28 protein-coding genes are annotated in these 25598 nt (G+C 72.4%); 14 read left to right on the top strand and 14 right to left on the bottom strand.

Annotated elements, in window-relative coordinates:
* Positions 1–68 precede the first annotated feature (68 nt).
* Entirely contained in the window at positions 69–2225 is a 2157-nt protein-coding gene (locus ACIBO8_RS17230) for a SpoIIE family protein phosphatase (protein ID WP_396116195.1), read from the top strand.
* A gap of 9 nt (positions 2226–2234) precedes the next feature.
* Positions 2235–2909: an HAD family hydrolase gene (locus tag ACIBO8_RS17225; protein WP_396116194.1), complete on the top strand. Its 675-nt coding sequence runs from the start codon at positions 2235–2237 to the stop codon at positions 2907–2909.
* A gap of 3 nt (positions 2910–2912) precedes the next feature.
* On the opposite strand, the gene ACIBO8_RS17220 is transcribed toward ACIBO8_RS17225, so the two are convergent.
* Positions 2913–3710: an SDR family oxidoreductase gene (locus ACIBO8_RS17220; protein WP_396116193.1), complete on the bottom strand. Its 798-nt coding sequence runs from the start codon at positions 3708–3710 to the stop codon at positions 2913–2915.
* Between the two features lie 81 nt (positions 3711–3791).
* On the opposite strand from ACIBO8_RS17220, the gene ACIBO8_RS17215 reads away from it, so the two are divergent.
* From ACIBO8_RS17215 to ACIBO8_RS17170, 10 genes are all read left to right on the top strand, one after another.
* Entirely contained in the window at positions 3792–5060 is a 1269-nt protein-coding gene (locus ACIBO8_RS17215; protein ID WP_396116192.1) for a cation:proton antiporter, read from the top strand.
* Between the two features lie 155 nt (positions 5061–5215).
* Positions 5216–5998, top strand: a complete 783-nt coding sequence (locus tag ACIBO8_RS17210; RefSeq protein ID WP_396116191.1) for a VOC family protein — start codon at positions 5216–5218, stop codon at positions 5996–5998.
* 43 nt (positions 5999–6041) lie between these two features.
* Positions 6042–6251: a DUF3072 domain-containing protein gene (locus tag ACIBO8_RS17205; RefSeq protein ID WP_396116190.1), complete on the top strand. Its 210-nt coding sequence runs from the start codon at positions 6042–6044 to the stop codon at positions 6249–6251.
* Positions 6252–6352: 101 nt separating this feature from the next.
* Positions 6353–6589 (top strand): helix-turn-helix domain-containing protein, encoded by a 237-nt coding sequence (locus ACIBO8_RS17200; protein ID WP_364705286.1) that lies wholly within the window; start codon positions 6353–6355, stop codon positions 6587–6589.
* A gap of 1 nt (position 6590) precedes the next feature.
* Complete coding sequence (locus ACIBO8_RS17195; protein WP_396116189.1) at positions 6591–7208, top strand: Clp protease N-terminal domain-containing protein; 618 nt, start codon at positions 6591–6593, stop codon at positions 7206–7208.
* A gap of 30 nt (positions 7209–7238) precedes the next feature.
* Complete coding sequence (locus ACIBO8_RS17190) at positions 7239–7661, top strand: hypothetical protein (protein ID WP_396116188.1); 423 nt, start codon at positions 7239–7241, stop codon at positions 7659–7661.
* A 1-nt stretch (position 7662) separates the two neighbouring features.
* Positions 7663–8265, top strand: coding sequence for an HAD-IA family hydrolase (locus ACIBO8_RS17185; protein ID WP_396116187.1), 603 nt, complete (start codon positions 7663–7665; stop codon positions 8263–8265).
* A gap of 57 nt (positions 8266–8322) precedes the next feature.
* The gene (locus ACIBO8_RS17180) at positions 8323–8781 is read left to right on the top strand and encodes a MarR family winged helix-turn-helix transcriptional regulator (RefSeq protein ID WP_396116186.1); all 459 of its coding nucleotides are present in this window, start codon (positions 8323–8325) and stop codon (positions 8779–8781) included.
* A gap of 11 nt (positions 8782–8792) precedes the next feature.
* On the top strand, positions 8793–9764 hold the full coding sequence (locus ACIBO8_RS17175) for a pirin family protein (protein ID WP_396116185.1): 972 nt from the start codon (positions 8793–8795) through the stop codon (positions 9762–9764).
* Positions 9765–9821: 57 nt separating this feature from the next.
* Positions 9822–10610, top strand: a complete 789-nt coding sequence (locus tag ACIBO8_RS17170; protein WP_396116184.1) for a DUF4241 domain-containing protein — start codon at positions 9822–9824, stop codon at positions 10608–10610.
* A gap of 145 nt (positions 10611–10755) precedes the next feature.
* Here the strand turns inward: ACIBO8_RS17170 and ACIBO8_RS17165 are convergent, their stop codons facing one another.
* Both ACIBO8_RS17165 and ACIBO8_RS17160 read right to left on the bottom strand, forming a co-directional pair.
* On the bottom strand, positions 10756–11700 hold the full coding sequence (locus ACIBO8_RS17165; protein ID WP_396116183.1) for a hypothetical protein: 945 nt from the start codon (positions 11698–11700) through the stop codon (positions 10756–10758).
* Between the two features lie 1008 nt (positions 11701–12708).
* Complete coding sequence (locus ACIBO8_RS17160) at positions 12709–12837, bottom strand: hypothetical protein (protein WP_396116182.1); 129 nt, start codon at positions 12835–12837, stop codon at positions 12709–12711.
* A 96-nt stretch (positions 12838–12933) separates the two neighbouring features.
* On the opposite strand from ACIBO8_RS17160, the gene ACIBO8_RS17155 reads away from it, so the two are divergent.
* Together ACIBO8_RS17155 and ACIBO8_RS17150 are read left to right on the top strand one after the other, a co-directional pair.
* Positions 12934–14511 (top strand): phospholipase D family protein, encoded by a 1578-nt coding sequence (locus tag ACIBO8_RS17155; RefSeq protein WP_396116397.1) that lies wholly within the window; start codon positions 12934–12936, stop codon positions 14509–14511.
* Positions 14512–14581: 70 nt separating this feature from the next.
* On the top strand, positions 14582–15214 hold the full coding sequence (locus ACIBO8_RS17150; RefSeq protein ID WP_396116181.1) for a sensor domain-containing protein: 633 nt from the start codon (positions 14582–14584) through the stop codon (positions 15212–15214).
* On the opposite strand, the gene ACIBO8_RS17145 is transcribed toward ACIBO8_RS17150, so the two are convergent.
* The 11 genes from ACIBO8_RS17145 to uraD form a co-directional block, all read right to left on the bottom strand.
* Positions 15196–16305, bottom strand: coding sequence for a protein-L-isoaspartate O-methyltransferase (locus ACIBO8_RS17145; protein ID WP_396116180.1), 1110 nt, complete (start codon positions 16303–16305; stop codon positions 15196–15198). The genes ACIBO8_RS17150 and ACIBO8_RS17145 overlap by 19 nt on opposite strands.
* Positions 16306–16331: 26 nt before the next feature.
* Positions 16332–17504 carry an aminoglycoside phosphotransferase family protein gene (locus tag ACIBO8_RS17140; RefSeq protein WP_396116179.1) on the bottom strand — a complete coding sequence of 391 codons (1173 nt, stop codon included), beginning with the start codon at positions 17502–17504 and terminating at the stop codon, positions 16332–16334.
* Positions 17505–17528: 24 nt separating this feature from the next.
* Complete coding sequence (locus tag ACIBO8_RS17135; protein WP_396116178.1) at positions 17529–18119, bottom strand: dihydrofolate reductase family protein; 591 nt, start codon at positions 18117–18119, stop codon at positions 17529–17531.
* A 67-nt stretch (positions 18120–18186) separates the two neighbouring features.
* A complete protein-coding gene (locus tag ACIBO8_RS17130; protein WP_396116177.1) occupies positions 18187–18615 on the bottom strand; it encodes a barstar family protein in 429 nt (142 codons plus the stop codon).
* Positions 18616–18621: 6 nt separating this feature from the next.
* On the bottom strand, positions 18622–19623 hold the full coding sequence (alc, locus tag ACIBO8_RS17125) for an allantoicase (RefSeq protein WP_396116176.1): 1002 nt from the start codon (positions 19621–19623) through the stop codon (positions 18622–18624).
* Complete coding sequence (allB, locus tag ACIBO8_RS17120) at positions 19623–20936, bottom strand: allantoinase AllB (RefSeq protein ID WP_396116175.1); 1314 nt, start codon at positions 20934–20936, stop codon at positions 19623–19625. The genes alc and allB overlap by 1 nt, the downstream gene beginning before the upstream one ends.
* A gap of 126 nt (positions 20937–21062) precedes the next feature.
* Positions 21063–22217, bottom strand: a complete 1155-nt coding sequence (locus ACIBO8_RS17115) for a DUF6986 family protein (RefSeq protein ID WP_396116174.1) — start codon at positions 22215–22217, stop codon at positions 21063–21065.
* A gap of 2 nt (positions 22218–22219) precedes the next feature.
* Complete coding sequence (aceB, locus tag ACIBO8_RS17110) at positions 22220–23767, bottom strand: malate synthase A (RefSeq protein ID WP_396116173.1); 1548 nt, start codon at positions 23765–23767, stop codon at positions 22220–22222.
* Between the two features lie 88 nt (positions 23768–23855).
* Positions 23856–24716, bottom strand: a complete 861-nt coding sequence (gene pucL / locus ACIBO8_RS17105; protein WP_396116172.1) for a factor-independent urate hydroxylase — start codon at positions 24714–24716, stop codon at positions 23856–23858.
* A 3-nt stretch (positions 24717–24719) separates the two neighbouring features.
* A complete protein-coding gene (gene uraH / locus ACIBO8_RS17100) occupies positions 24720–25082 on the bottom strand; it encodes a hydroxyisourate hydrolase (protein ID WP_396116171.1) in 363 nt (120 codons plus the stop codon).
* On the bottom strand, positions 25069–25569 hold the full coding sequence (gene uraD, locus ACIBO8_RS17095) for a 2-oxo-4-hydroxy-4-carboxy-5-ureidoimidazoline decarboxylase (RefSeq protein WP_396116170.1): 501 nt from the start codon (positions 25567–25569) through the stop codon (positions 25069–25071). The genes uraH and uraD overlap by 14 nt, the downstream gene beginning before the upstream one ends.
* Positions 25570–25598 lie beyond the last annotated feature (29 nt).

Below are 25598 nucleotides of genomic sequence, written 5' to 3'. Positions count from 1 at the left end.
CGGACAGAACCGGACGTCCGTACAGTGGCGGCATCGTCCGAACGGCGGAGGCGGGCTAGGCTCAACGCATGGTCGGCATGGGGAGCCCTTCGGCGACGACGCTGCCCGCTCAGGAAGGCGGGGCGGCGCCCGCACAGGAAGGCGGGGCGGCGCAGCGCAATCCGGACTGCGCCGAGCTCGTCGGCGCGCACCCGTGGGAAACCACTTCGCTGGGTTCGATGGAGTCCTGGGATCCGGTGGTCCGGGCGACCGTGGAGGTCGTCCTGTCGTCGCCGGTACCGATGGCCCTCGCCTACGGCGACGACCACGTGCTGATCTACAACGACGCCTACGGCGAGGTCATCGGCGGCAAGCATCCGGCCGCCCTGGGACGCCCGGCGGCCGACGTCTTCGGCGATCTCTGGCACACGCCGGGGGTCGGCGGCATCATCAACGACGTCTACCGCAGCGGTCAGTCCTTTCTGGAGGCCGAGACCCAGATGGCGGTCCCGCGCGGCGGGCAGGTCGAGCAGGCGTCGTTCACCCGGGGGCACTCCGTGGTACGCGACCGGCACGGTTCCGTTGTCGGCGTGCTCACCGTGGCGGCCGAGACGACCCAGGTCACCCGGCGGCTGCAGAGCCTCGGCGAGCTCACCGCCCGCCTCGCGTCGGCCCTGACCATCGACGACGTGGCGCGGGTCGTGCTGTCGTACGCGATGGCCTCGTTCGACGTCGACCATTGCGTCTTCGCGGTGGACGACGGCGCGGAGTTCCGGTACGTGCGGCGGATCAGGGGCGAGATGGTCGACGAGGTCGACGAGCGCTTACCCCCGCTGTGGAAGCGGGTCGGCAACGACTCGGCGTTCCCGCTGGTCGTGGCGGCGCAGAGCGGGCGGCCCACGTTCCAGACCGACGGTTCGCCGCTGGCGAAGGTCGCGACCGACCGGCACGAGCGCCGCATCCGCGCCCTGGCCGCGATGCCGTTGCGCACGCCGTCGCTGCGCGGCGCCCTGACCATGGGTTACCGCGCCGCACACGCCTGGTTGCCGGCCGAGCGGGCTCTGCTGTACGCGGCGGCCGAGCTGGTCGCCCAGGCGGCCGAGCGGGCCCGGCGGTTCGAGGCCCAGCACGGCACCGCCCAGCTGTTGCAGCGCAGCATGCTCCCCGAACACCTGCCGGAGCTGGACAGGTTCCGCATCGCCGCCCGCTACGACGTCGGCGTCGACGGCAACGCGGCCGGTGGCGACTTCTACGACGCGTTCGAGCTGGCCGACGGCCGGCTGGCGATGGTGCTCGGCGACGTGGCGGGACACGACGTGCGCGCCGCCGCAGTGATGGGCCAGGTGCGCGCCGCGTTGCGCGCCCTCGCGCTGACCGATCCCGCGCCCGGGACGGTGCTGGCGGGCCTCGACCGGCTCGTCGGGTCGCTCGGGGCCGAGTCCCGCAACGAAGAGATCTTCGTGACCGTCGTCTACGGCGTGCTGGACCAGACCGACGGGACGATCACGCTCGGCAGCGCGGGCCATCCCCCGCCGGTGCTGCGCCGGGCCGGGCGCGGCCGGGCGTCGGCCGAGCTGGTCGCCCTGCCGCCGGGTGCGCCCCTGGGCCTGGGCGGATCCTGGCGGACCAGCACGGTACGCCTGGAGCCCGGCGACACGATCCTGATGTTCAGCGACGGCGTGGTGGAGCGCCGGGGCCGTACCCTCAGCGCGGGTCTGCAGGACCTGGTCCGGGCCGCCGCGAGCGCGACCAGCGGCGATCCTCGCAACCTCTGTTCGCTGGCGACGGCGGCGGTTGCCGGCAGCACGGACGACGACGTGGCCGTCCTGGCCGTCGAGCGGGCCGTGGCGCTGAGCCGGTCGGCGACGATGCAGGTGCCGGCGGAGCCGACCGGCCCGAGCCGGGTACGGCAGTGGATGACGACCCGGCTGCGCGACTGGGCGGTGCCCGAGCCGGTGATCGGCGCGGCGATCCTGTGCACGAGCGAGCTCACGACGAACGCTCTGCTGCACGCGGGCACCCCGGCCCAGGTCCGGATCGATCTCAGCGCGGAGCGCCTGCTGGTCTCGGTGGCCGACACCGGTACGCGCGGTGCCGTCACCCGCGCGCGCACCGACACGCTGAGCAGCCGGGGCCGTGGCCTGGGGCTGATCGAGGAGTTGAGCGACACCTGGGGCACCGACCCCACGGTGCGCGGGTCGACGGTTTGGTTCGAGATGTTGATACCCCCCGCGGAAAAGGGGTAACCGCTGCTCATGACAGCCAAGCGAGGAGTGCTCTTCGACGTCGACGGCACGCTGGTCGACACCACCTACCTGCACGCGGTCGCGTGGTGGGAGTCGTTGCGGCAGCACGACAAGGATGCCCCGATGGCCGAGATCCACCGGGCCATCGGGATGGGCTCCGACAAGATCATCGACCATCTGCTCGGCACCGACCGGGATAAGAGCGACGACGAGCACATGACCATCGCCCACGACATCCTGTACGGGGCCTGGTGGGAACGTCTGCGCCCGCTGCCCGGCGCCGCCGACCTGCTGCGGGAGTGCGCCCAGCGGGGACTCGCCGTGGTGCTCGCCTCCTCGGCCAAGGGCGCTGAGCTGGGGAAGCTGCGCGCTGTCATCGACGCGGAGGACGCGATCACCGCGGCCACGTCGTCGGCGGACGCGAAGGAGAGCAAGCCGGCACCCGACATCCTGCAGGCCGCGCTCGATCAGTCCGACGTGGACCCGAAGCAGTGCGTCTTCGTGGGGGACGCGGTGTGGGACGTCAAGGCGGCCGGGAAGCTGGGCATCCCGTGCATCGGCCTGACGTGCGGCGGCACGAGTGCGGACGAGCTGATGGCGGCGGGTGCCGTCGAGACGTACGAGAATCCCGCCGCCCTGCTCGCGGCGCTGGACCGCTCGGCGATCAAGAAGCTGACCGGCTGACCCTCAGGGCCGGCGCCAGTCGTCGCCGGTCAGGTGCGAGCCCGCCTGCGGTCCCATGGTCAGCATGCCGCCGTCGACGGGCCAGGACGCACCGGTCACATAGGACGCCTGCGGGCTCGCGAGGAAGGCCACCACGGCGGCCACCTCGCGGGCGTCGCCGGGCCGGCCCAGCGGTACGCCGGGACGCCGTTCGCCGTGCGGGTCCTGGTCCTCCTGCCCGGTCATCGCCGTGGCGATCTCGCCGGGCGCCACCGCGTTGACCGTGATGCGGTGCTCGCTCAGTTCCTGTGCCATGACCTTGGTCAGCAGCCCGAGGCCGCCCTTCGCCGCGCAGTACGCGCCCGCGCCGACCCGCGGCGCCGTCTCGTGCACGCTCGTGATGTTGATGATCCGGCCGCCCCGGCGCGCCTTGACCATGCGGCGGGCGGCGCGCTGGGCGCAGAGGAACGGCCCGTCCAGGTCGACGGCGAGCACCTGGCGCCACTGCTCCCAGCCCGTCTCGAGCACCGGCGTCGAGATGCCCGTACCGGCGCAGTTGACCAGCACGCCGATGCCGCCCAGCGCCTCGGCGAGGTCGTCCACGACGGCGGCCGCGTCCGGCAGCCGGGTGAGGTCGAGGGACCGGATCTCGGCGCGCCGGCCCGCCTTGCGAACCTCGTCGGCGGTGCGCTGGGCGTGCTCGGTGTCGCGGTGCCGGGTGATGCCTATGTCGTACCCGTCCTCGGCGAGGGCGACGGCGATCGCCCGGCCGATGCCCGACTCGGAGCCGGTGACGACGGCGACGCGAGGATACTCAGTCATGTCGGGGCGGTTACCCGGCTGTGCGGCAGACAACCCCGGTCGTCCGGCATGTTTTGCCCCGGTGCCGGGCAGTGGAGGCGGGTGCAACTGCCCGACCTCCTCTTCGCGATCTTCGGCGTCGGCGCGCTGCTCGCCGGCATTCTCCCCCGCGTTCTCGAGCATCGCCCGATGTCCATGCCCATCGTCTTCCTGGCGCTGGGGATGCTGCTCTTCGCCGTACCGTTGGGTCTCCCGAAGGCCGATCCCCTCGCTCACCCGGATCTGACGCAGCACCTGACCGAGATCTGCGTGATCGTCGCCCTAATGGGCGCGGGCCTGAAGATCGACCGTCCGCTCAGCGGGCGGCGCTGGGCCACCACATGGCGCTTGCTGGCCGTCGCCATGCCGGTCACCATCGCGGCCGTCGCCCTGCTCGGCTGGTGGTGGGCGGGGCTGGTGCCGGCCACCGCGCTGCTGCTGGGCGCCGCTCTCGCCCCGACCGATCCGGTGCTGGCCTCGGACGTCCAGGTCGGCGAGCCGACCGACGAGGAGGACTCCGAGGACGAGGTGCGGTTCTCGCTGACGTCGGAGGCCGGTCTCAACGACGGCCTGTCCTTCCCCTTCGTGTACGCGGCGATCGCGATGGCCACGGCAGCGGTCACGCACGAGAGCTGGGTCGGCGAGTGGCTGCTGGTGGACGTGCTCTACAAGGTCGGCGTCGGAGCGGGGGGCGGCCTGCTGGTCGGCAAGCTGCTCGGCCGGCTGTTCTTCCGCGCGCGGAACAAGAAGCTGCGCCTGGCCCATCATTCCGAGGGCTTTCTCGCCCTGGCGGCGACGTTCCTGGCGTACGGGGTGGTGGAGCTCGCCGGGGGCTACGGCTTCCTGGCGGTGTTCATCGCCGCGCGCGGGATCCGGTCCGCGCAGCGGTCGCACGAGTACCACCAGGTGCTGCATGAGTTCGCCGAGCAGATCGAGCGGCTGCTGACCGTGCTGCTGCTCCTGCTGCTCGGCGGTGCGGTGGTGGGCGGGCTGCTCGGGGCGCTGACGTGGAAGTCGGCTCTGGTGGGGCTCCTCCTGATCTTCCTGGTCCGGCCCGTGTCAGGATTCCTGTCGTTGCGCGGCGCACCTGGCCACACCGCGGAGCATTGGGTCATCGCGGCCTTCGGCATCCGGGGGATCGGCACGTTCTACTACCTCGCGTACGCGATGAGCCACGCCACGTTCCCGAACGTGGATGTCGTATGGGCGACAGCTGCGTTCGTCGTTCTGGTGAGCGTGGTGTTGCACGGTGTTGCGGTCACGCCCGTGATGCGGCTTCTGGACCGATACAACGAGCGGACACGTACCCCGGAAGAGAAACACGCTCGGTAACCGCTGCCACGCTCCGTAATCGCACCTCCGCGAAATCGTGGTTTATTGAGGACATTGAACCCAGGCCTAGTGGCAGAGCGTATTCATGGCTGTAAAGTGAGCGGCACCTTCCCCCAGGCCGGTTATCCACGATGGAGCGACGAAAGGTGCGGCCGATGCGTATACGGGGCTTTGCGCCGGGGACACCCTGCTGGGTCGAGCTGGCGAGCGCGGATCCCGCCAAGGCGGCGGACTTCTACGCCCGCCTGCTGGGCTGGGAACCGGCGGGTGACCGCTTCAAGCTCGACGGGCGCGCCGTCGCCGGCCTGACCCGCGTCCGCGCCGACCGCCCCGCCGGCTGGCTCACCTACCTCACCGAGCACAATCTCGAGGCCTCCGTCATGCGGGTGCGCGAGGCCGGCGGCCGCTTGGTCAGCGAGCCGGCCGAAGGACACGGCGGCCGCTCCGCGGTCATCGCCGACCCGGCCGGCGCGGTTCTGGGCATCTGGGAGCCGCGTGACTTCACCGGCGCACAGATCGGCGGCGAGCCCGGCACGATGACCTTCCCCGAGCTGCTCACCGACGACGCGGTCGCCGCCGCCAACTTCTACGGCCAGGCGTTCGGCTGGCTGCTGCGCGACGAGTACGGCAGCGACGGCACGCGGGGCGAGTGGATCACCACCGCGCACGACGCGATGGCGGGCCTCGCCCCCAGCCACGGCGGCAGCTGGTGGCGCGCCGCGTTCCAGGTGGCCGACTGTGCGGAGACGCTCGAGGACGCCCGTGCCTACGGTGCCACCGTCGTCTCCGGCGCCCGGTCCATGGGCTTCGGCACGTACGCGGAGCTGCTCGACCCCTGGGGCGTACCGTTCTCGATCGCGGCGCCGGCGGCGATCCCGATCGAGCTCACCATGTCGTTCACCCCGAACTCAGGCATGGAGCTGACGTTCGGCGGGTAATGGTACGTCTGTTCGAAGACATGTCATTCGAGGAGGCGGCGCCATGGCGGCGAAGCAGCAGGATCCGGCATCGAACACGATCAAGGACCCGGCCGACTGGACCACCGGGGACGAGCCGGCCACGGGAGCACAGCAGTCGTATCTGCACACCCTGGCCTCCGAGGCCCACGAGGAAGTGCCCGAGGACCTGACCAAGGCGGAGGCGTCCGAGCGCATCGACGAACTGCAGGAGAAGACCGGCCGCGGCCGGTAGGGATCGCTCCGAAAAGGGCCAGCCGTCCGGCTGGCCCTTTTTCACGCGGGCCGTGTCAACCGGGGTTGACACACCCTTGTTGTCAACGTAGGTTGACAGCCATGACCGAAGCAACCGATCTCGCCGCCGCCGCGGGCAGCGCCGATCCACGGGTCGGCCTGCGGGCGGTCGTGGCGCTGCGCCGCCTGCTGGAGGGCCTCGAGCACCTCCAGGTCGCCAACGCCCGCCGGAAAGGCTGGTCCTGGCAGGAAATCGCGGACGCCCTCGAGGTGACCCGCCAGGGCGTACACAAGAAGCACGCGAACCGCATGCCGATGCAGGATCCCCGGGAGGACTGAGATGTTCGAGCGATTCACCCACGCGGCCCGCGAGGTCGTCGTCCGCGCCAAGATCGAGGCCCGCGACCTCGGGCAGGCGCCGGTCGACACCGAACACGTCCTGCTGGCCCTGCTCTCCGACCCGGCCGGACCCATCGCCTCCGCCCCGGCACTGCGCGGCAAGGGCGTCGACGCCGCCTTCGTACGATCCGAGATCATCCGCCGGGCCGGCAGCAGCGCCACCGGAGCGGCCGCCGTCGCGGATCCCGACGACGCCGACCGGGAGGCGCTCAAGGCCATCGGCATCGACCTGGACGCTGTGCGCCGGGCGATCGAGGAGAACTTCGGGCCCGGCGCCCTCAACCTGCCCCGGCCGGCCTCGTCGAAGCGCAAGGGGTTCATGCGGCGCTTCTACGGCAGCGGGCACAGCCCGTTCTCCGACCGCAACAAGAAGATCCTCGAGCTGTCCCTGCGGGAGGCGATCCGGCTCAAGCACAACTTCATCGCCCCTGAGCACCTCATGCTGGGCCTGGTGCGCGAGGGCCGCGGGCTCGGCGTGCAGATCCTCACCGAACGCGGGGTCGACTTCGACGAACTGCGCGCGGACGTGACGCGGTCGCTCAAGTCCGCGGCGGCGTAGGAGCGGGCCGGGCTGGGTAACGAGGCCGCCATGACGTACCGGGTCGAGTACAACGGCGAGGACCTCGAGCTCGCCACGCTGGACGCCGCCCTCGACAACGCCAAGCACGCGATCGCCGCCGACGTCGGCCCGGTCAGCGGCTGGGCCGTCGAGCACGACGAGACGATCAACGACTGGTTCGTCCAAGGCGTGCGCGACGGCGAGGCGGTGGGTGCGACCGCCGTGGTGACCGGCCCCGAGCCGACCATGACAGCCGAGGCACTGCCCCGGCACGCACCCGCCGCCGGCGACACCGCCGCCCGCTGCATGACCTTCACCGGCGCGACCCCCGCGGAGACGCTGGACATGGCGGCGGCCTGGCTCGCCGGCCGGCCGCAGATCCTCGACGTCGACGACCTCGGCTGGCACCTCACCCGAACGGGATACGAGGTACGCGTCTACTACCGTGCCTGACGTGGACCTCTCCGGCGTCGAGGGCGTCCTCTTCGACATGGACGGCACCCTCGTCGACTCCGACGCGGCCGTCGAGCGGGCCTGGCTCACCTGGGCCGCCGAGTACGACACCGACCCGGACGCCGTGCTCGCGGTCGCACACGGCGCGCCGGCCGAGCGCACCGTACGGCTGACCCGCCCGGACCTCGACGACGCGGCGGTGGCGGTCGCGGCGGCCCGCCAGCTCGAGCTGCAGTACGAGGACCTCGCCGACGTGGTGGCCACACCGGGCGCCCTCGAGCTGCTGGCCGGCCTCCGGTTGCCATGGGCGGTCGTGACCAGCGCCGACGCGCGCCTGGCCGAGGCCCGGCTCGGGGCCGCGGGCATCGACGTACGGGTGCTCGTGACGGTGGAGGACATCCGCGCCGGCAAGCCGGATCCCGAGGGCTATCTGCGGGGCGCGGAGCTGCTCGGCGTACCGGCCGCTCGCTGCCTCGTGGTGGAGGACGCCGAGGTGGGCGTCGCCGCCGGTCGCGCGGCCGGGGCCACCGTCGCCGCCCTGAAGGGTGTCTCGGGCGACATCCCGATCTCGGACCTGGGCGAGCTCGCGCGCCTTTTGGCGTGAGCCGCGTCATGCGCGTACCCCTGGTATTTCAGATTTGAAAGAGTTAGCGTCTGTGTCATGGCCGAACCACTCGACGCCGGGCAGCAGACGTGCTGGCGGGCGTACATCGAGAGCAGCTGGGCGCTGCAGACCCGCCTCGAGGACGAGTTGCGGGCGCGGACCGGGCTGAGCATGGCCGACTACCACGTGCTCGTGGTGCTCTCCGAGGCACCGGGGCACCGGCTCCGCATGGGTGAACTGGCCGGCTTCATGGTCTTCTCGCCCAGCCGGGTCACGTACCAGATCACTTCCATGGTCAAACGCGGCCTCGTCCGCAAGCAGAGCTGCCCCGACGACGGCCGCGGCCAGGAGGCCGTACTCACCGACGAGGGCATGGCGGCGCTGGTCGCCGCCGCCCCGCTGCACCTGGCCACCGTCCGCGACAGCTTCATCGACGACCTCGACGACGCCGAGATCGCCGTCCTCGCCCGCGTCTTCACCCGGCTCGGAGCGCGCCTGCGCCCCGCCATCTCCTGAAGGGGACCGCCATGCCCGCGATCACCGTCGACGACGTCCTGGTCCTGCCGCGTCTGCCCCGGCTCGACCCCGCCACCACGACCTACCGGCCGGTCCGCAGGCTGACCACCGCACCCTCCGGCTACGAGGGCGAGGGCTTCCCGGTCCGGCGGGCCTTCGCCGGCGTGCCCCTGCCGGAGCTCGACCCCTTCATCCACCTGGACCAGATGGGCGAGGTGGACTACGCGCCGGGCGAGCCGAAGGGTACGCCGTGGCACCCGCACCGCGGCTTCGAGACCGTCACGTACATGATCGACGGCACCATGGACCACCAGGACTCCCTGGGTGGCGGCGGCACGATCACCAACGGCGACACCCAGTGGATGACGGCGGGCGGCGGCATCCTGCACATCGAGGCGCCACCGGAGAAGCTGGTCATGAGCGGCGGCCTGTTCCACGGCCTCCAGCTCTGGGTCAACCTGCCGAGGGTCGCCAAGATGATCGCGCCCAAATACCAGGACATCCGCGGCCGGGAGTCGGCCCTGCTGACCACCCCGGACGGCGGCGGCCTCATCCGCGTCATCGCCGGCACGATCGCCGGCCACGCCGGACCCGGCTCGACCCACACCCCGATCAACCTCGCCCACGTCACCCTGCAGCCCGGCGCCCGCCTGGAACTCCCCTGGCAGCCCGAGTACAACGCCCTCGTGTACGTCCTGGCAGGCCGCGGCACGGTCGGCACGGACCGGCGGCCGATCCGGATCGGCCAGCTCGCCACCCACGCGCCGGGCGACGCGATCCTGGTCGACGCGGACGCCGCGCAGGATTCGAACACCCCGGCGCTGGAGCTCTTCATCATGGGCGGTCAGCCGATCCGGGAGCCGGTGGCGCACTACGGGCCCTTCGTGATGAACACCCGGGAGGAGCTCATGCAGGCGTTCGAGGACTTCCAGAAGGGACGGCTGGGCGTCATCCCGGCGGAGCGGCTTCCGCACACGGACTGAGCGGAGCCCTTCCGCGCATGCAGCGGTTTTGTCGGTGGTCGCCGATATCCTCCGGGCATGGCTGTGGACATCGGCGAGATGCTGGATCGGCTGCTGACCGAGGGCGCGCACCACTTCGACGACACCCACGACTACCGCCTCACCATGATCCCGCTCGGCACGGTGGCCCTGCCCACGGGTCATGTCGTCGCCTGCGATCCGCTCAGCCGTCCGGGCGAGATGCCGCCCTTCACGGTCACCGTGCCGCCGGGCCGCTACAACCTGCGGGCCTGGGTGGCCGTGTCCCAGCCCGCCCGCCGTTCCGCCGGCACGCCGGCGCCCGGTCCCGGCCGGGCGGCTGCGGCACCGGTCCGGGACCGCACCGGGCAGCACGCCGGGTCCCCGCGGTCACCGGGCCACCGCGGCGCTTCGCCGAGAACGAGCGCCGGCGATCCGTCCGTCCGCCACGGTCCCGAGGCGGACCGGCGGACGGCTGCACTGCAGCTGGTGGTCCGCGACGAGCCGGTGGCCAGCTGGGAGCCGGCGATCCCCGCGGAGGCAGGTCCGTCCTTCCGCGACGAAGACGGCTTCTTCGCGTACCCGGCGGACTGCGGCGCCGCGACGCTGGCCGACCAGCGGGCGTTGACCGCCCTGGAGGCATGGCCCTACGAGCGGGTCGAGGAGACGTACCTGCCCGATCCGAGCCCACCCGCCCCGGCCGCCCTCGGCGCGGTGACCGACCCCGCCACGGGCGCGAATGTCGTGGCGGTGGGAACGGGGTGGGAGGACGGGGGCTACGCGACGTTCGTCGGGCGGACCGCTCGTGGGGAGGTGGCCGCCTTCGTCACTGACTTCCGCGTGATCTGACTCCGGCCGGAGCCCGTCGTCGCGCCCGGGGCCGGGGTGGGCCGTGCACAGCCGACTGCCCCGGCCTTTGCTGCTCGCGGCGTCCCGATGGGGACGACCGCCGCCGGTCTGGGCCGGCAGCGGTCGGCGTCCTCGCGAGGCTCCGTCAGTTGGGGAAGGAGTTCGGGTCGACGTCGCTGGTGGACGCGTTGCCGCCGATCATCGGGGTGAGGGTGATCGTCCAGATCGACGACGAGTACGACGTGGTCGTGAACTTGAACGTGTCGTCGAACTTGGTGAACGAGCAGTCCCGCGTGAAGCCCTTCCCGCCGGCGTTCCAGTCCTTGCCCGAAGCCGTGTAGATCCGGTACGTCCCGTCGCGGATGCCCTTGGCCGTGTAGGTGCCGCCGCTACGGACGTAGACGGTGAAGACCGGCTTGGGTTTCTTGCCCTTGTTCGGGACCAGCGAGATCGTCGTGTCCGAGGCGCCATTCTTGATCTTCAGGTGGCCGAGGCCGCCGGAGCCGGTGCGCTTGACGTACGTACCGGTCTTGAGCCGCCGGTTCTGCTCCTTCGGGGCGCCCGGCAGGAACGTGCCGAACTTGAAGGTGGAGTCCGCCGCCGCGAGCTTCCTGGCGTCCTCGCGGAGGCCGTCGGCCCAGCCGGACTGGAGGATCGTGGCGTACGGCGAGGCAGCCGGGCACTCCTGCTTCGCGCCGGCCGTCTGCTCGACCATGTCGCCGAGGCTCTCGAGCTCCAGCGCGAGCTGCCCGTGGACGCCCTCCGCGCCCGCGGGCGGCTTGGTCGAGCGCAGCTTGCCGGCCTCGGCGCGGATCGTGGTCGCCGCCGCCGGGGCCGCCTTGGCGAACGCGGCGCTGCTGCTCGTGTTCAGCTTGGCGAAAGGCACCTTGATGGCGCTGTCGGAGGCGGCCAGCAGCTGCGCGTACTGCTCCGGGCTGACCGGTCCGGCGTTCGCCGGCACCGTCGTCGCCGCGACGCCGTTGCGCTTGCCGGCCTGCGTGGCCCCGTCATCGTCGCCGCCGGAGAAGACGCGGATCACGCCGCAGCAGCCGAGCACCAGGGCGGCGGCGAGGACCGAGCCGATGATCACATTGCGGCGGCCGGTGCGGGGCGCCGCCGTGGGGGGACCGGCGAAAGCCGGGCCGCCCGGATAGCCGCCGGGGACCGGAAAACCGCCGGGCGCGGGAAACCCGGGGTGAGCGCCGGGCGCCGGGAAACCGGGCTGGGCGCCAGACGCCGGGAAACCGGGCTGAGCGCCAGACGCCGGGAAACCGGGTTGCGCGCCAGGCGCCGGAAAGCCGCCGGAGGCCGGGTGAGGCCCGGGCTCCGGGGAGCCGTCAGCTGACGGATAGCCGCCCGGCGGCGGGTAGGCCCCGGGCGGGAATCCCCCGGCCGGGTGGGCGCCGGGCGGGAATCCCCCGGCCGGGTGGGCGCCGGCCGGTGCATAGCCCGCCGCAGGCGGGGGAAATCCGCCCGGCGCCGGAAAGCCCGGTCCGGCAGCGCCAGGAGCCGGATACCCCGGTCCGGCCACGCCAGGGGGCGGAAAGCCCTGAGGAGGAACCCCGGTAGCGGGAAAGCCAGGAGCGGGAAACCCGGGAGCCCCAGCCCCGGAAACCGGCGGACCGGAAGCAGGAGGACCGGAAGCCGGCGGCGCGGAAGCAGGAGGACCGGAAGCGGGAGGCGCGGAAGCCGGCGGCGCAGAAGCGGGAGGCGCGGAAGCCGGCGGCGCGGAAGCGCCAGGAAAAGGCGGCGGAGCAGTGAACGGCGACGCCACCCGTACGGTCACCGAAACGATCCCGGCCGCCGTCTGCACCCAGACGACCGCCCCGTCCACCGTCCCCGGAGGCACCGTCACGGTCAGCGGCCCGTGCGTCGGCGTCCACACCACCTTCGTCGCGCCCGTGGCTGCTTCGCCGGGCGGGATCTCGATCGTGGCGTTGCTGAAAACCGGCTCCCCCGTCATGCCGACGAGTATGAATGAGCGGGGTGGATCTGCGCTGCCCGCTTTCCGTCACGAAACGGCCCTCAGTGAGGCGGCTCACCTTAAGATCATCGACACGAAACCGACCATGTCAGGCATGTCCCAGCAGGAAGCCGGTCACGACATCAGGAACATTGCTCCCACGCCCATGAGGACCATGACCAGCATGGCGATCAGCAGCCCGCGCTCGGACGAGGCGGCGGCGTCGGTCGGTACGGCGGTCGTGGTCAGGGGCTCGCTGCTCATGAGGGGTCCTTCGCGAGGGTTGGCTACGGGCTCAGGGTGCGGGCAGGCGTCAAGGGGCCTACCGTGAGGGCGTCGTCGACCTCGGAAGGGCTGCCCGTGTCACTGGAGGACTGGTTCCTGACCGCCGACGAGCGCGGCAACCCGGACTCACAGATACCCACCTGGACTCGAGGAAACACCGTCGAGCCCCTCTTTCACGGTGGAACCTATTTCGACCGGTTGGTGACCGAGGTGGAAACGCTCGGTGACGGTGACTATCTGTTCTTCACCGATTGGCGGGGCGATCCCGACGAGCGGCTGCGCGAGCACGGCCCGACCATCGCCGAGCTGTTCGCCGCGGCCGCCAAGCGGGGTGTCGTGGTCAAGGGCCTGCTGTGGCGCTCGCACCTCGACAAGCTGGCGTACAGCGAGGAGGAGAACCGGAACCTCGGTGAGGGCGTCGAGGCCGCCGGGGGCGAGGTGCTGCTCGACCAGCGGGTACGCCGCGGCGGCTCGCACCACCAGAAGGTGGTGATCCTGCGGCATCCGGAGGCGCCGGAGAAGGACATCGCGTTCGCCGGCGGCATCGATCTGTGCCACAGCCGGCGCGACGACGCCGGGCATCTGGGCGATCCGCAGGCGGTGGCCATGGCCAAGGCGTACGGAAAGAATCCGCCCTGGCACGACGTGCAGCTGGCCATGCGGGGGCCGGTGGTCGGGGCGCTTGATCTGTCGTTCCGGGAGCGTTGGAACGATCCGACCCCGCTGGATCAGCACGGCCCGATCAGTACGCTCACCGACAAGCTCCGACACGCCGACCTGCGCGCCGACCGGCTTCCGCCGCAGCCGCCGGATCCGCCCGAATGCGGGCCGCACGACATCCAGGTGCTGCGGACGTATCCGGCGATGCGGCCGCCGTACGGGTTCGCGCCGAAGGGTGAGCAGAGCATCGCGCGCGGCTACACGAAGGCGATCAAGCGGGCCCGTCGGCTGATCTACCTGGAGGACCAGTACCTGTGGTCCAAGGAGGTCGCGCAGCTGTTCGCGGACGCGTTGAACGACAACTCGGGGCTGCATCTGATCGCGGTCGTGCCCCGCTACCCGGATGTCGACGGCCGGTTCGCGCTGCCGCCGAACCAGGTCGGGCGGGCGGAGGCGATCTCGCTGTGCCGCAGGGCGGCGCCGGACCGGGTGCACGTCTTCGACGTCGAGAACCATGAGGGTACGCCCGTCTACGTGCACGCGAAGGTGTGTGTGGTGGACGACGTGTGGGCCAGCACGGGCAGTGACAACTTCAACCGCCGGTCGTGGACGCACGACAGCGAGTTGTCCTGCGCGGTGGTGGACCGGACCCGGGACGACCGGGCGCCCGCCGATCCGGCCGGGCTGGGTGACGGCGCCCGCGTCTACGCCCGGAATCTGCGGCTCGCGCTGCTGCGCGAGCACCTCGATCGGGACAGCGACGAGGGGCTGCTCGACCCGGATGACACCGTACGGGCGGTGCGCCAGGCTGCCGACACCCTGCGTGACTGGCACGACAGCGGCGAGAAGGGTCCGCGCCCGCCGGGCCGCCTGGTGCCGCACGAGACCGAGCCGCTCCCCTGGCACCAGCGGCTCTGGGCCGTGCCGGCGTACCGCCTGATCTACGACCCCGACGGCCGTCCGTGGCGGGATCGCCGCGCGCGCACGTGGTAGTGCTGGGTATACCCCCGGAACTATTCCTGGACGGCTGGGACGGCCCGGACCGCGCACCTACCGTGACGGTGTGTCCATCATCGATCCCTGGCGCGCCTTCCTGTACGTCCTGACCACTCTGCCCGTAGCCGCACCGGTCGCCGCGGCGATGACGGTGCTCGCCCTGCCGTGGGTCGCCGCGCTGTCGCGGCTGACCGAGCACGTCGCGCCCTCCAGCAGCGTGCTCTTCCTGATGCTCGTGTCGCTGGTGCTGTTCGCCGGTTTCGGGCCGCTGGCCGCGATCCCGCTCGGCGCGGTCGAGCGGGCCCGGCTCGGCCTGGTCGACGAGCGCCCGGCGCCGTCGCCGCACCCGCCCGCCTCCGCCGGCCCCGTCTTCTGGCTGCGGGTCCGCTACGCCGAGACCGCCACCTGGCGCGAGCTGCTCTATCCGGCCTTCCTGGGCCTCGTCGTCCCCGCCGTCTACCTCGGGTACGGCCTGCTCGTGCTCCTCGACGTCGCGTTCCTGCTGAGCCCGGTCCTGGCGAGCACCGGCACCGCCGGCTGGACCTTCGGGGCGTTCACGGTGCACTCGACCGCCGGCGCCGTCCCGCTGGCGGTCCTGGGTGCGCTGCTGGCACCCGTACTCGTGTATCTGCTGGGTCTGATCGCCGCCGGGCAGGCCGCCACGGCGCGGGCGCTGCTGAGCTACCGCGCCGGAGCCTGATCGAGCTCCCAGACGGCGGGGCACCAGATGGGGGCCTCCGGGTCGCCGGCGCGGCGCAGGGTGATCCGCCAGGCCTGCATCGGCGGGTGGCCGGCCGCGTCCCAGCGGTCCAGCACCTCGGCGGCCTCCGCGGCGTAGCGCGGGGCGTGATCACCGCCGGCCATGACCGAGCCGTCGGACAGGATCGCCGCTCCGCCCGTACCCGTGTCGTCCAGCAGGACGAGCGTGCTGCCGTCGCGTCCCGGGATGGCGGCGTGGGTGGCGCGGGTGTTCCAGACGCCGGCGGCGTACCAGAGATCCCGGTAGCCGTAGGCGTCGAGCGGTTCGGCCCACCGGGCCGGGGCTGTCTCCGCGAAGGCGGCGAGGGTGTCCGGCGGGACGGGGTGCGGGTGGGCGCGGGCGTGCCGCGCGGTCAGCGGGCCGGCCGCGGTCATGAAGCCGGACGGGCAGACGACCGTGGCGGTGACCGGGCCCTCCGCGGCACCCCGGATCGCGAGGACGGGGTGAGTGCCGGCGTGCTCGACGGGTGCCACGATCGGGCCCGGGCCGGCCTGCCGCAGCCAGTGCGGTGACACGCCGGCGACGCCGACCGTCACGATCGCCCGGTCGAAGCGCTCCCCCGGTGCGCCCGCGTAGCCGTCGCCCGCGAGGACCCGTACCGTCTCGATCCTGGCCCGGGTTAGCGCGGCGCGTGCCCTGGCGGCGACGTCGGCCTGCACGTCGACGCTGGTCACCTCGGCGCCGAGCGCGGTGAGCAGGGCGGCGTTGTAGCCGGTGCCGGCGCCGATCTCGAGAACCCGGTGACCGGGCCGCACGTCCAGCGCGGCCAGCATGACGGCCATCAGCGACGGCTGGCTGGAGGAGCTGACCGGCAGTCCTTCGTGGACCTTGGTGACGAGCACGTCGTCCTGGTAGACCGTCTCCAGAAACCCCGCGGCGCCCGGCTCCGCCCAGGTGCCGTCGCGCCGCTGGAACCCCTGGGCCACGAAGATCTCGCGCGGCACCGCCCCGAAGGCCTCGGCGAGCTCGGGCGTCAACGGCGCACCGTGGCGCCGGATCTGCTCGACGAAACGGCGGCGCAGGTCGGTCACCGCTCCACCGTAGTCGTGCCCGGCGTTCAGGGCAGGTGGGCCGCCACCACCGCCGCCGTCAGCCGCTCGGGCACGTCGGCCTCGTGGTACGGCCGCTCCGAGTCCTCGATGTGGTCGACGAAGTCCTGGTAGACCACGGCCGCGCGAAGTGCCGCCACCGGGCGGATCAGCGCGACCGCCGTCTCCGGATCGCTGTCCGGCGCCGTCTCCCGCCACCGGGCCGCCCACTCGGCGACGAGCCGGGCCGCGTCGGCTTCCGGCAGGCCACCGGTGAGCCGCAGGATGTCGAACGCCGGATGCGAGACGGTCGAGTCGCCCCAGTCGACGATCACCCGGCGCGTGCGCGTCGCACGGACGTTCCCGGGATGGAGATCGCCGTGCACGAGCGTGCCGGGCAGCCCGCAGGCGTCGACGGCGGCGAGCCGGGCCGGCAGCTCAGCCATCAGCTCCTCGAGACCGTCCACTCTGTCCAGCCACGGCTGCGCCACCCGCGCGAACGGCTCGAAGCTCAGCCGCCGGTCCGGCACGCCGGCCGCCACCAGGTCCGGGACCCGGATCGCGAAGTGCGCCTGTACGGGGTGGAAGTCGCGCGCGACCTGGGCACAGAAGGACGCGTCTGCGCCGTACCGGTCCTCCCCCGGCACGTGGGCGAGCAGCGTACGACCCGCGTCGCCGGCGGCGAGCACGGTGGGCACGAGGCCCGGCGCCACCGCCTCGACCAGGCGCAGCACCGCCGCCTCGTGGGCGAGGAAGGCCGGGACCTGCTTGAGCCAGGCCACGGGCTCACCGCCGCCGTCCAGGCGCCAGATCGCCGAGAGGTTCCACGTGCGGTGCTGCACGGCCACGAGGTCGTCGCGCCCCAGCGTCTCGGCGGCCCAGTGCAGGGAGGCGGCCGGTCCGCCGGGCACCGCCCAGGGAGCTCGCCGCGGCGCGGGCTCCCCGGCGACCTCCCACGGCTTCAGCTCCGCGGCCACCGGCTCGAAGACCTGCGCGAGCAGGGTGACCGCTCCGCCCGGTGGCGCGGCGTTCGCCGCGGACAGCAGACGAAGAACGGTCACGTGTACGCCGTGCCGAGCGCGCACCGCCTCCACGACGTCCGCCGTCTCCTGCCACCACGGCAGGTCGAGCTCGAAGGGCGGCAACGCGCCGAGCACCTCACCGGCGGCGTCGACGAGTACGAGAGTCACGGTCCGGCCCACGCGAGGAACCGTAACGCCGTCCCCCTACCGCTTCACGGGGTAGGTCAGGTGGGTGACACCCCTGCCGGGCACCACCGTCGGGTCGCCGAGGCGCACCGGCGTCTTCGCGAGGTCGGCGAAGTACGGGACGCCACTGCCCAGCAGCACCGGCACCAGCGAGACCACGATCTCGTCGAGCAGCCCGGCGTCGAGATACTGCCGGGTCAGCGTCGGAGTGGACACCGCGACGATCCGGTCGCCGGCGACCTTCTTCGCCGCCTCCAGCGCCGCGATCGCGTCGGTGTGGAAGGTGGTGTCGGAGTCCGCCCGCGGCCAGCCGTCGGGCACCGAGTGGCTCACCACGAAGACCGGTACGCCGAGCGGGTGCCGCCCGCCCCACCCGCCGGTCTGATCGAAGATCCGCCGCCCGGCGATCAGCGCCCCCACCCCGCCGTTCAACGCGGGACGCAGGTGCCCGGCGCTCGCCTCGGAGACCGTGAACGTCATGGCCGGATCGGCGGTCGGCACCTCGACGTCACCGTTGCCGTACCAGCCGAAGAGCTCCTCGGTGCGGTCCTGGGTGTCCGCGATGAATCCGTCCAGCGACATCGACATGTCCGCGACGACCTTGGCCATGGTTCTCACTCCTTGTCTCGGGTGTGCCCCGGGGACGGAGCCGAGGCCCGATTCTCGACATCCTTCCTCAAGGACAGTCGAAGTCGTCGCCCTCGCCGACGCCGAAGAGGTCGAGCGCGACGTCCTGCCGGCTGCCGTTCAGCAGGGCCCAGCCCACCTCCGCGGCGGTAGCCGGTGCCTCCCGGGCAGTGACGTCGAGGTGGTCCCAGACGATCGCGATCAACTCGCCGGAGTGCAACGCCAGGAAGTCACCGAAACAGTCTTCGAAGGCGTCCCAGTTCCTGCCGTAGTGGTCCGGAAAGCCGAAGGTCCGGGCGATCTCCCCGTGAGCCTCCAGCCGGGACGTCATGGCGCGGCCGTCGAGGCGGAATCGCCGGTACGGAAACCGGTCCAGGTAGGCGTCGAGGTCGTCGAATGCGCTGCGGTGCACCCGGAACAACGGGCCCGACCGGAGCCAGGGGAGTTCGCCGCGTACCCAGGGACGCTCGGTACCCACGGCCGATCAGGTGACGGCTTCGTAGCGGGCGCGCAGCGCCGCGCCGTCGGGGCGGCCGTAGAGGTGCAGCCGGGCCATGCCGCCGTCCGGGAAGATGTCCAGCCGCACGTGGGTGGCGACCGGGACCACGGCGACCGGGAAGCGGTGCCGGGTGTCCGGGCTCAGCCGGATCTGCGGCAGCAGCTCGAACCAGTCGTCCGGGTCGTCGAGCAGGCCGGTGCGCGCGTCGATGCCGCGCAGGGTCGCGCTGCCCGGGGCGTTGCCCTTGAAGTGGCTGGTGTCCAGCTCGGCCAGCTCGATCACGGCGGGGGCGGCGAGCTGCACCAGGACCCAGTCGTTGCCGTCGTCGCGGCGGCGGGACGTCTCCCAGCCGTCGCCCATGGAGCGGGCCAGGCCCGGGTTGAGCATGTTCTGGGGGTGGCCGTAGAACATGTTGCTGCAGCTGACGATGCGGGCGCCGTACTCGGCGGCGGCCACGTCGAAGACGCTCGGCAGCAGCCGCGGGTCGGGCACCACCTCGCCGTGCACCCGCAGGCGGGCCACGCCGCCGTCCGGGTAGATGTTCAGGCGTACGTGGGTGAAGCGCTGGCGGGAATCCACGGCGAACAGGTTCTGGCTGTCCCCCGAGAGCGGGGATCGCGGCACCAGCGGCACCCACTGCGCCTCGGCGAGCTGGGCGGCGTCCGGATGGAAGTCGAACGCGCAGCCCTCGACCGAGGCGTACGGCGGATAGTTGCCGGTGAAGAACGCGGTGTCGATGTCGATGCCGTGCACCACCCCGGGGGCGCCCAGCCGGATGATCGCGTGGTCGTGCCCGGGTTCGCGGCGGCGCCGGGTCTCCCAGCCGTCGTACACCTGGCCCTTCTGCCCGAACGTCTTCGGCGCGAACACCGGCGAGGCGGGTTCGACGAGATGGTCGGCCGCGGCGAAGAACTCGTCGTTGGCGTGGATCACCCCGCCGCCGAACGTGCGCGACGCCAGGTCGGGCAGCAGCGTGAACTCTTCCATCAGGAGACCTCCCGGATGAGGAAACGGCCGTGCGGTGCCGCGCCGGTCACCGTCCGGCCGCGGAGCCAGGTCGTGCGGACCACCCCGGTCAGGGTCCTGTGCGCGTACGGCGTGACGGGGTTCTTGTGGTGCAGCCGCCCGGGGTCGACGACGAAGGTCTCGTCCGGGTCGAAGGCGACGAGGTCGGCGTCGGCGCCGACGGCGATGCGGCCCTTGCCGGTGAGCCCGACCAGGTCGGCGGGGCGCCGCGCCATCCAGTTGGCGACGTCGGCGAGGCCGTAGCCCCGCTCGCGCGCCGCCGTCCAGATCACCGGCAGCCCGAGCTGCACCGAGGCGATGCCGCCCCACGCGGCCGCGAAATCGCCGGTGTCGCGGCGCTTCAGGTCGGGGGTGCACGGCGAGTGGTCGCTCACGACGCAGGTGATGAGCCCGTCCGCGAGCGCGGTCCACAGGCGGTCGCGGTTGGCGGAGTCGCGGATGGGCGGGCAGCACTTGAACTCGGTGGCGCCGGCCGGGATCTCCGCCGCGTCGAGCGTCAGGTAGTGGGGACAGGTCTCGGCGGTCACCCGCAGGCCGTCCGCCCGCGCGGCGGCGATGAGCGGCAGGGCGCTCGCCGCCGACAGGTGCAGGATGTGGACGCGCGCCCCGGCGGCCCGGGCCGCCTCGATCGCGGTAGCGACCGCGGCGTGCTCGGCCTCCGGGGGACGCGAGGCCAGGAAGTCCGCGTACGCCGGGGACGGCACCGCCGCATGCAGGTGGTCGGGGTCCTCGGCGTGGATGACGAAGAGGGCGTCCACGGCCGCGAGAGCCTCGGCCAGCTGACCGGGATCCAACGGCGGGAACTCGGGCACGCCGGAGTCGGCGAGGAAGGCCTTGAAGCCGAACACCCCGGCGGCGTGCAACCCGGGCAGGTCCGCGGCGTTGCCGGGGATCGCCCCGCCCCAGAACCCCACATCCACGTGGATCTGCCCGGTGGCGGCGGCCTGCTTGATCTCGAGCGCCTCGGCGTTCACGGTGGGCGGCAGGCTGTTCAGCGGCATGTCCACGATGGCGGTGACCCCGCCGGCCGCGGCGGCCCGGGTGGCGGTGGCGAAGCCCTCCCACTCGGTGCGGCCGGGCTCGTTGACGTGCACGTGTGTGTCGACCAGGCCGGGCAGCAGCGCGACGTCCCCGAGGTCGATCTCCTCGGCGCCGCCGGCCGGCGCGTCGTAGCCGCCGACGGCCACGATCCGGCCGCCGCTGACCGAGACCGCGGCGGGCCGCTCACCGTCGGGCGTGACGGCGCGGCGGGATCGCAGCACGAGATCGACCATGAAGCGAGCCTAACCGCCCGGCGTCCCCGGGCGGTCACGTCACGCCAAGCCGCCGCCGGAACGTCCGCGATCGCACCGGCGCCGCCCGCGACCGGAAGCCGTCCTCCGCCGAGCGCGAGGGACTCCTCAGGCGATTGCCAGCAGCTCGTCCCGCGTGAACCCGACCGACTCCGGCGGCAGCGCCCCGCAGTCGAGGCCGCGCAGGAGATATCCGGCCAGGGCGCGGGCCGTGGCCGGCTCGTCGAGAATGCCGCCCGCCTGGCGGTCCAGGTAGCGGCGCAGACGGGTCGTCGCCGCGTCCATGCCGTCGGCGAAGAAGGCGTACGTGGCCGCGAAGCGGGTCGGCAGCTGTGCCGGGTGCAGGTCCCAGCCCTGATAGAAGCCGCGTTCCAGGGAGCGGCGCACGAGCCGGTGGTGCAGCGCCCACGCGTCCTGGATCGCCACGCCGGTGCCGACCGGCAGGATGTTGGTGGAGCCGTCGGAGAGGCGCACCCCCGTGCCGGCGGCCGCGGCCTGCATCACGGCCTTGGCGTAGTCCGCGACCGGGTGGTCCATCGCCTGGTAGGCGGCCGCCACCCCGGCCGCGGCACTGTAGTCGTAGGTGCCGTAGTGCAGGCCTGTGCAGCGTCCCGCCGCGGCCGTGATGAGGCGGGCGACGGTGGCCGTACCGTCCGCGCCGAGGATCGCCGACGGGAGCTCGATCTGGATCTCGAAGCGCAGGCTGCCGCCGGGCAGCCCGTACGCCGTCTCCAGCCGTTCGCAGAGGGCGACCGCCGCCTCGACCTGGGCCGGGCCGCTCACCTTGGGCACGGTGATGACGAACGGCTCCGGGTACAGCGAGAGCCACAGGTCGAGGGTGCGCAGCGCCCGGTGCCGCGTGGGCGCCTCGAGGGACTTGACGCGGATCCCCACGAACGGCGGGCGGGGACCGTCGAGCAGGACCGCGGCGGCCTGTTTCACCGCCGCGTCCTCCACGTCGTCGTCCCGGACGCCGTACCCGTCCTCGAAATCGATGCGCAGGTCTTCGATGGGCTCCGCGACGAGCTTGGCCCGGACCCGGTCGGCGAGCGCGGCCGGGAACGGCAGCGGCGGGTGCTCGTCGAGCACGGCGAGCGCCTGCGCCCCCCACTCCCGGAAGCCGGTGATCCGGTCGGCGGGGATGTAGACCGTGTGCACCGGCTGCCGCCCGGGCCGCTCGCCGGGATAGCGAGCGGCGAGGAACGCGTCGTGGGCGGCCAGCCGGGCGTCGATCGCGGCGTAGTCGTCGTCGCGGAGCCGCACGATCAGTCGATCGAGTCGTAGGCGGCGGTGGTGAGGAAGTCGGCGAAGTCGTCGGCGAGCGCCACCCGCTCGAACAGCTTGCGGGCGTCGTCGAAGCGGCTCGACGTCCAGGCCTCGTCGCCGAGGGTCTCGCGGATCTTCGCCAGCTCCTCGTCCTCGATACGGCCGACGAGGTCCGCCGTGATCGGGGTGCCGTCGTCGAGGCGCACGCCGTTGTGGATCCACTGCCACACCTGCGAGCGGGAGATCTCGGCGGTGGCCGCGTCCTCCATCAGGTTGAAGATGGCGACCGCGCCGTTGCCGCGCAGCCAGGCCTCCAGATACTGCAGGGCGACCGAGACGTTGGACCGCAGGCCCGCCTCGGTGACGGCGCCGCCGGTCGCGGCCACGTCGAGCAGCTGGGCCGCCTCGACCTCGACGTCGTCGCGCAGCTTGCCGAGCTGGTTGGGACGGTCGCCCAGCACCCGGTCGAAGATCTCGCGGCACACCGGCACCAGGTCGGGGTGGGCCACCCACGAGCCGTCGAAGCCGTCGCCCGCCTCCCGCTCCTTGTCCTCGCGGACCTTGGCGAGGGCGACCTCGTTGACGGCCGGGTCGCGCCGGCTGGGGATGAAGGCCGCCATGCCGCCCATCGCGAACGCGCCCCGGCGGTGGCAGGTCGAGACCAGCAGCTCCGTGTACGCCCGCATGAACGGCGCGGTCATCGTCACCGAGGCGCGGTCCGGCAGCACCATGGCCGGGTTGTCGCGGAAATACTTGATGATGCTGAACAGGTAGTCCCAGCGGCCGGCGTTGAGGCCGGAGATGTGCGGTCGCAGCGCCCAGAGGATCTCGTCCATCTCGAAGGCGGCCGGGATGGTCTCGATCAGCACCGTCGCACGGATGGTCCCCACCGGGATGCCGAGGGCCTCCTGGGCGTGGGTGAAGACGTCGTTCCAGAGCGCCGCCTCGTGGTGCGACTCCATCTTGGGCAGGTAGAAATACGGCCCGCTGCCACGCGCGAGGAGCTCGGCGGCGTTGTGGAAGAAGTAGAGCCCGAAGTCGACGAGCGCGCCGACCGCCGGCTCGCCGTCGACGGGCAGGTGGCGCTCGTCGAGGTGCCAGCCGCGGGGACGCATGACGATCGTCGGGTACGGGCCCTCGCCCAGCTCGTAGGTCTTCTTGTCGGTCTCGAGCCGGATGGTGCGGCGGATGGCGTCGTAGAGGTTCTGCTGGCCGGCGACGACGTTCGCCCAGTGCGGGGTGTTCGCGTCCTCCAGGTCGGCGAGCCAGACCTTGGCGCCGGAGTTGAGCGCGTTGATCGTCATCTTGCGCTCGGTCGGCCCGGTGATCTCCACCCGGCGGTCGGTCAGGTCGGCCGGCGCGGGCGGCACCGTCCAGTCACCGGCACGGATCTCCGCGGTCTCCGGCAGGAAGCCGAGGCTGCCTCCGGCGGCGATCTCGGCACGCCGCTCGGCACGCCGGGCCAGCAGCTCGTTGCGGCGCGGGCGGAACCGGCGGTTGAGGTCGGCGACGAACGCCACGGCCTCGTCGGAGAGGATCTCGGTCACGGGCGGCGACTCCCTTCACAGATGGCTTCCCGTACCGTAGCGGTCCGGGCCCGGCCACGGACCGGGCTGTGGACAACCTCGCAATTGATCAGAGGTACCACTCCGCGTCGGCGGGCGGCACGTCGTCGCGGGTCACCGTTCCTTCGATGAGCCCGTACGGGCGGTCGCCGGCGATGAACACCTCGCCCGGGTTCTCGAGCTGGAACGGCGACAGGTCGACCAGGTAGTGGTGCTTGTTGGGCAGCGTCAGGCGGATCTCGGCGATCTCGGGCCGGCTGTCCAGCACCCGGGTGCCCATCGAGAACAGCGTCTGCTGCAGCGAGTAGCTGTACGTGTTGACGAACGCGTTGACGAGCGCGTCCTTGGCCTTCTCGAACGACTCGCCCCACGCCGTGGTGTCCGACAGGTGCCGCCAGCGGGCGTCGACGGCCGTGGCCAGGATGCGGTCCGTGGTCTCGGACAGCGTCGTGTAGCGGTCGCGGGCGAAACCGTGGAACTCCGACGCGGTGGTGTTGAGCACCACGAAGTCCTTCAATCCGGACACGACCTGCGTGACGCCCTCTCCCACGGTGACCGTGCACAGCCGGGTGAAGTCGCCCTTGCGCCGGAACGAGTGCGGGCCGAGACGTTCCCAGCCGTACGCCTCGATGCTCACCCGCGCCGTGACGATCTGCGGCTGCGTGGCGACGAAGTGCCGGCCCAGCCGCAACGCGAACGCCTCGGGCTCGCCGACGCCGTGCTCGCGGGCGAAGGCGTACACGGTGTTCTTCATCGTGTCGGTGGGCAGGACGCCCGAGTTCTCCCCCGTCAGGTGGGTCGCCGACAGGTCGCCGGAAAGCGCGACGCTCACGTTGAGGTCGGTCAGCCCGTGCGTGTCGCCGCCGCGCGTGACGTGCACGAGCCGGGTCTCCGCCTTGCCGTATCGGTTGGGTCCCAGCACGATCGCCACGCGTCAGCTCCCTCGGTAGGTGGTGTAGCCGTATCGGCTCAGCAGCAGCGGCACGTGATAGTCCCGCTCGGTGTCGTGGATGTGGAAGGCAATGGTGATCTCCGGGAAGAACGCGTCCCCGCCGAGATAGGGCTCCACGGCGAACACCAGGCGGTAGCCGCCCGCCTGCCAGTCGTGCGGCGGTACCCGGTGCTTGAGCCGGCCGTCGCCGTCCGTACGCCCCTCGGCGATCAGCCGCCAGCCGTCCGCGTCGCGGCGTTCCAGGCGTACGGGCACGTCCCGGGCCGGATCGCCGGTGATCGTGTCGAGGACGTGGGTGGAGATCGCCGCACCGGACTCCGCCTCGGACCGCTCACTCGAGCCCATCGAGCACCCTCTCCAGCCGCAGCAGGGCGATCTTGCGCAGCTCTCCGGCCACGATCGCGCGCTCGGTCTCCTCGTCGTTGCCGAGGCGTTCGCGGGCCGCGGCGAGGATCTCCTCCTGGGTCCGGCCGCTCGCGAAGATGAGGAAGACGTGACCGAACTTCTCCTCGTACGCCCGGTTGGCCTCGACCAGCGCGGCCCGGACCCGCTCGTCCGTGCCACCGGCCGCCGTGGACTGCTCGCGGCGGGACCAGGCCGCCTCCCTCGAGTCGCCCTCCGCCCGCTCCCCGATGCGCGGGTGCGCGGCCAGCCCCTGGCAGACCTGCTCCCAGGTGAGGTCGCGCGCGGCGGCATCGGCGGCGGAGAGCAGGGCCGCCCGCGACGGGTACGGCCGCCCGTCCGCGACGGCCCGCGCCCATGCCGGAACGGCGCACACGGCGAGCAGCGTGGCCTCCAGCTCGTCGGCGGGGAGTGCATGAAACGCCTTCACGAGATCAGTCAACCAGTCCGGGGGGCACC

The organism is Actinoplanes sp. NPDC049681, from assembly GCF_044465265.1.
GTDB lineage: Bacteria > Actinomycetota > Actinomycetes > Mycobacteriales > Micromonosporaceae > Actinoplanes.
The sequence above is the reverse complement of the archived record's forward strand: the minus strand, read 5'-3'. Positions and strand labels throughout refer to the sequence as shown.

Coding starts and splice junctions, on each gene's coding strand:
- ACIBO8_RS17230 (WP_396116195.1), top strand. CDS start 69: ATGGTCGGCATGGGGAGCCCTTCGGCGACGACGCTGCCCGCTCAGGAA.
- ACIBO8_RS17225 (WP_396116194.1), top strand. CDS start 2,235: ATGACAGCCAAGCGAGGAGTGCTCTTCGACGTCGACGGCACGCTGGTC.
- ACIBO8_RS17220 (WP_396116193.1), bottom strand. CDS start 3,710: ATGACTGAGTATCCTCGCGTCGCCGTCGTCACCGGCTCCGAGTCGGGC.
- ACIBO8_RS17210 (WP_396116191.1), top strand. CDS start 5,216: ATGCGTATACGGGGCTTTGCGCCGGGGACACCCTGCTGGGTCGAGCTG.
- ACIBO8_RS17205 (WP_396116190.1), top strand. CDS start 6,042: ATGGCGGCGAAGCAGCAGGATCCGGCATCGAACACGATCAAGGACCCG.
- ACIBO8_RS17200 (WP_364705286.1), top strand. CDS start 6,353: ATGACCGAAGCAACCGATCTCGCCGCCGCCGCGGGCAGCGCCGATCCA.
- ACIBO8_RS17195 (WP_396116189.1), top strand. CDS start 6,591: ATGTTCGAGCGATTCACCCACGCGGCCCGCGAGGTCGTCGTCCGCGCC.
- ACIBO8_RS17190 (WP_396116188.1), top strand. CDS start 7,239: ATGACGTACCGGGTCGAGTACAACGGCGAGGACCTCGAGCTCGCCACG.
- ACIBO8_RS17180 (WP_396116186.1), top strand. CDS start 8,323: ATGGCCGAACCACTCGACGCCGGGCAGCAGACGTGCTGGCGGGCGTAC.
- ACIBO8_RS17175 (WP_396116185.1), top strand. CDS start 8,793: ATGCCCGCGATCACCGTCGACGACGTCCTGGTCCTGCCGCGTCTGCCC.
- ACIBO8_RS17170 (WP_396116184.1), top strand. CDS start 9,822: ATGGCTGTGGACATCGGCGAGATGCTGGATCGGCTGCTGACCGAGGGC.
- ACIBO8_RS17160 (WP_396116182.1), bottom strand. CDS start 12,837: ATGAGCAGCGAGCCCCTGACCACGACCGCCGTACCGACCGACGCCGCC.
- ACIBO8_RS17135 (WP_396116178.1), bottom strand. CDS start 18,119: ATGGCCAAGGTCGTCGCGGACATGTCGATGTCGCTGGACGGATTCATC.
- alc (WP_396116176.1), bottom strand. CDS start 19,623: ATGGAAGAGTTCACGCTGCTGCCCGACCTGGCGTCGCGCACGTTCGGC.
- allB (WP_396116175.1), bottom strand. CDS start 20,936: ATGGTCGATCTCGTGCTGCGATCCCGCCGCGCCGTCACGCCCGACGGT.
- uraH (WP_396116171.1), bottom strand. CDS start 25,082: ATGGGCTCGAGTGAGCGGTCCGAGGCGGAGTCCGGTGCGGCGATCTCC.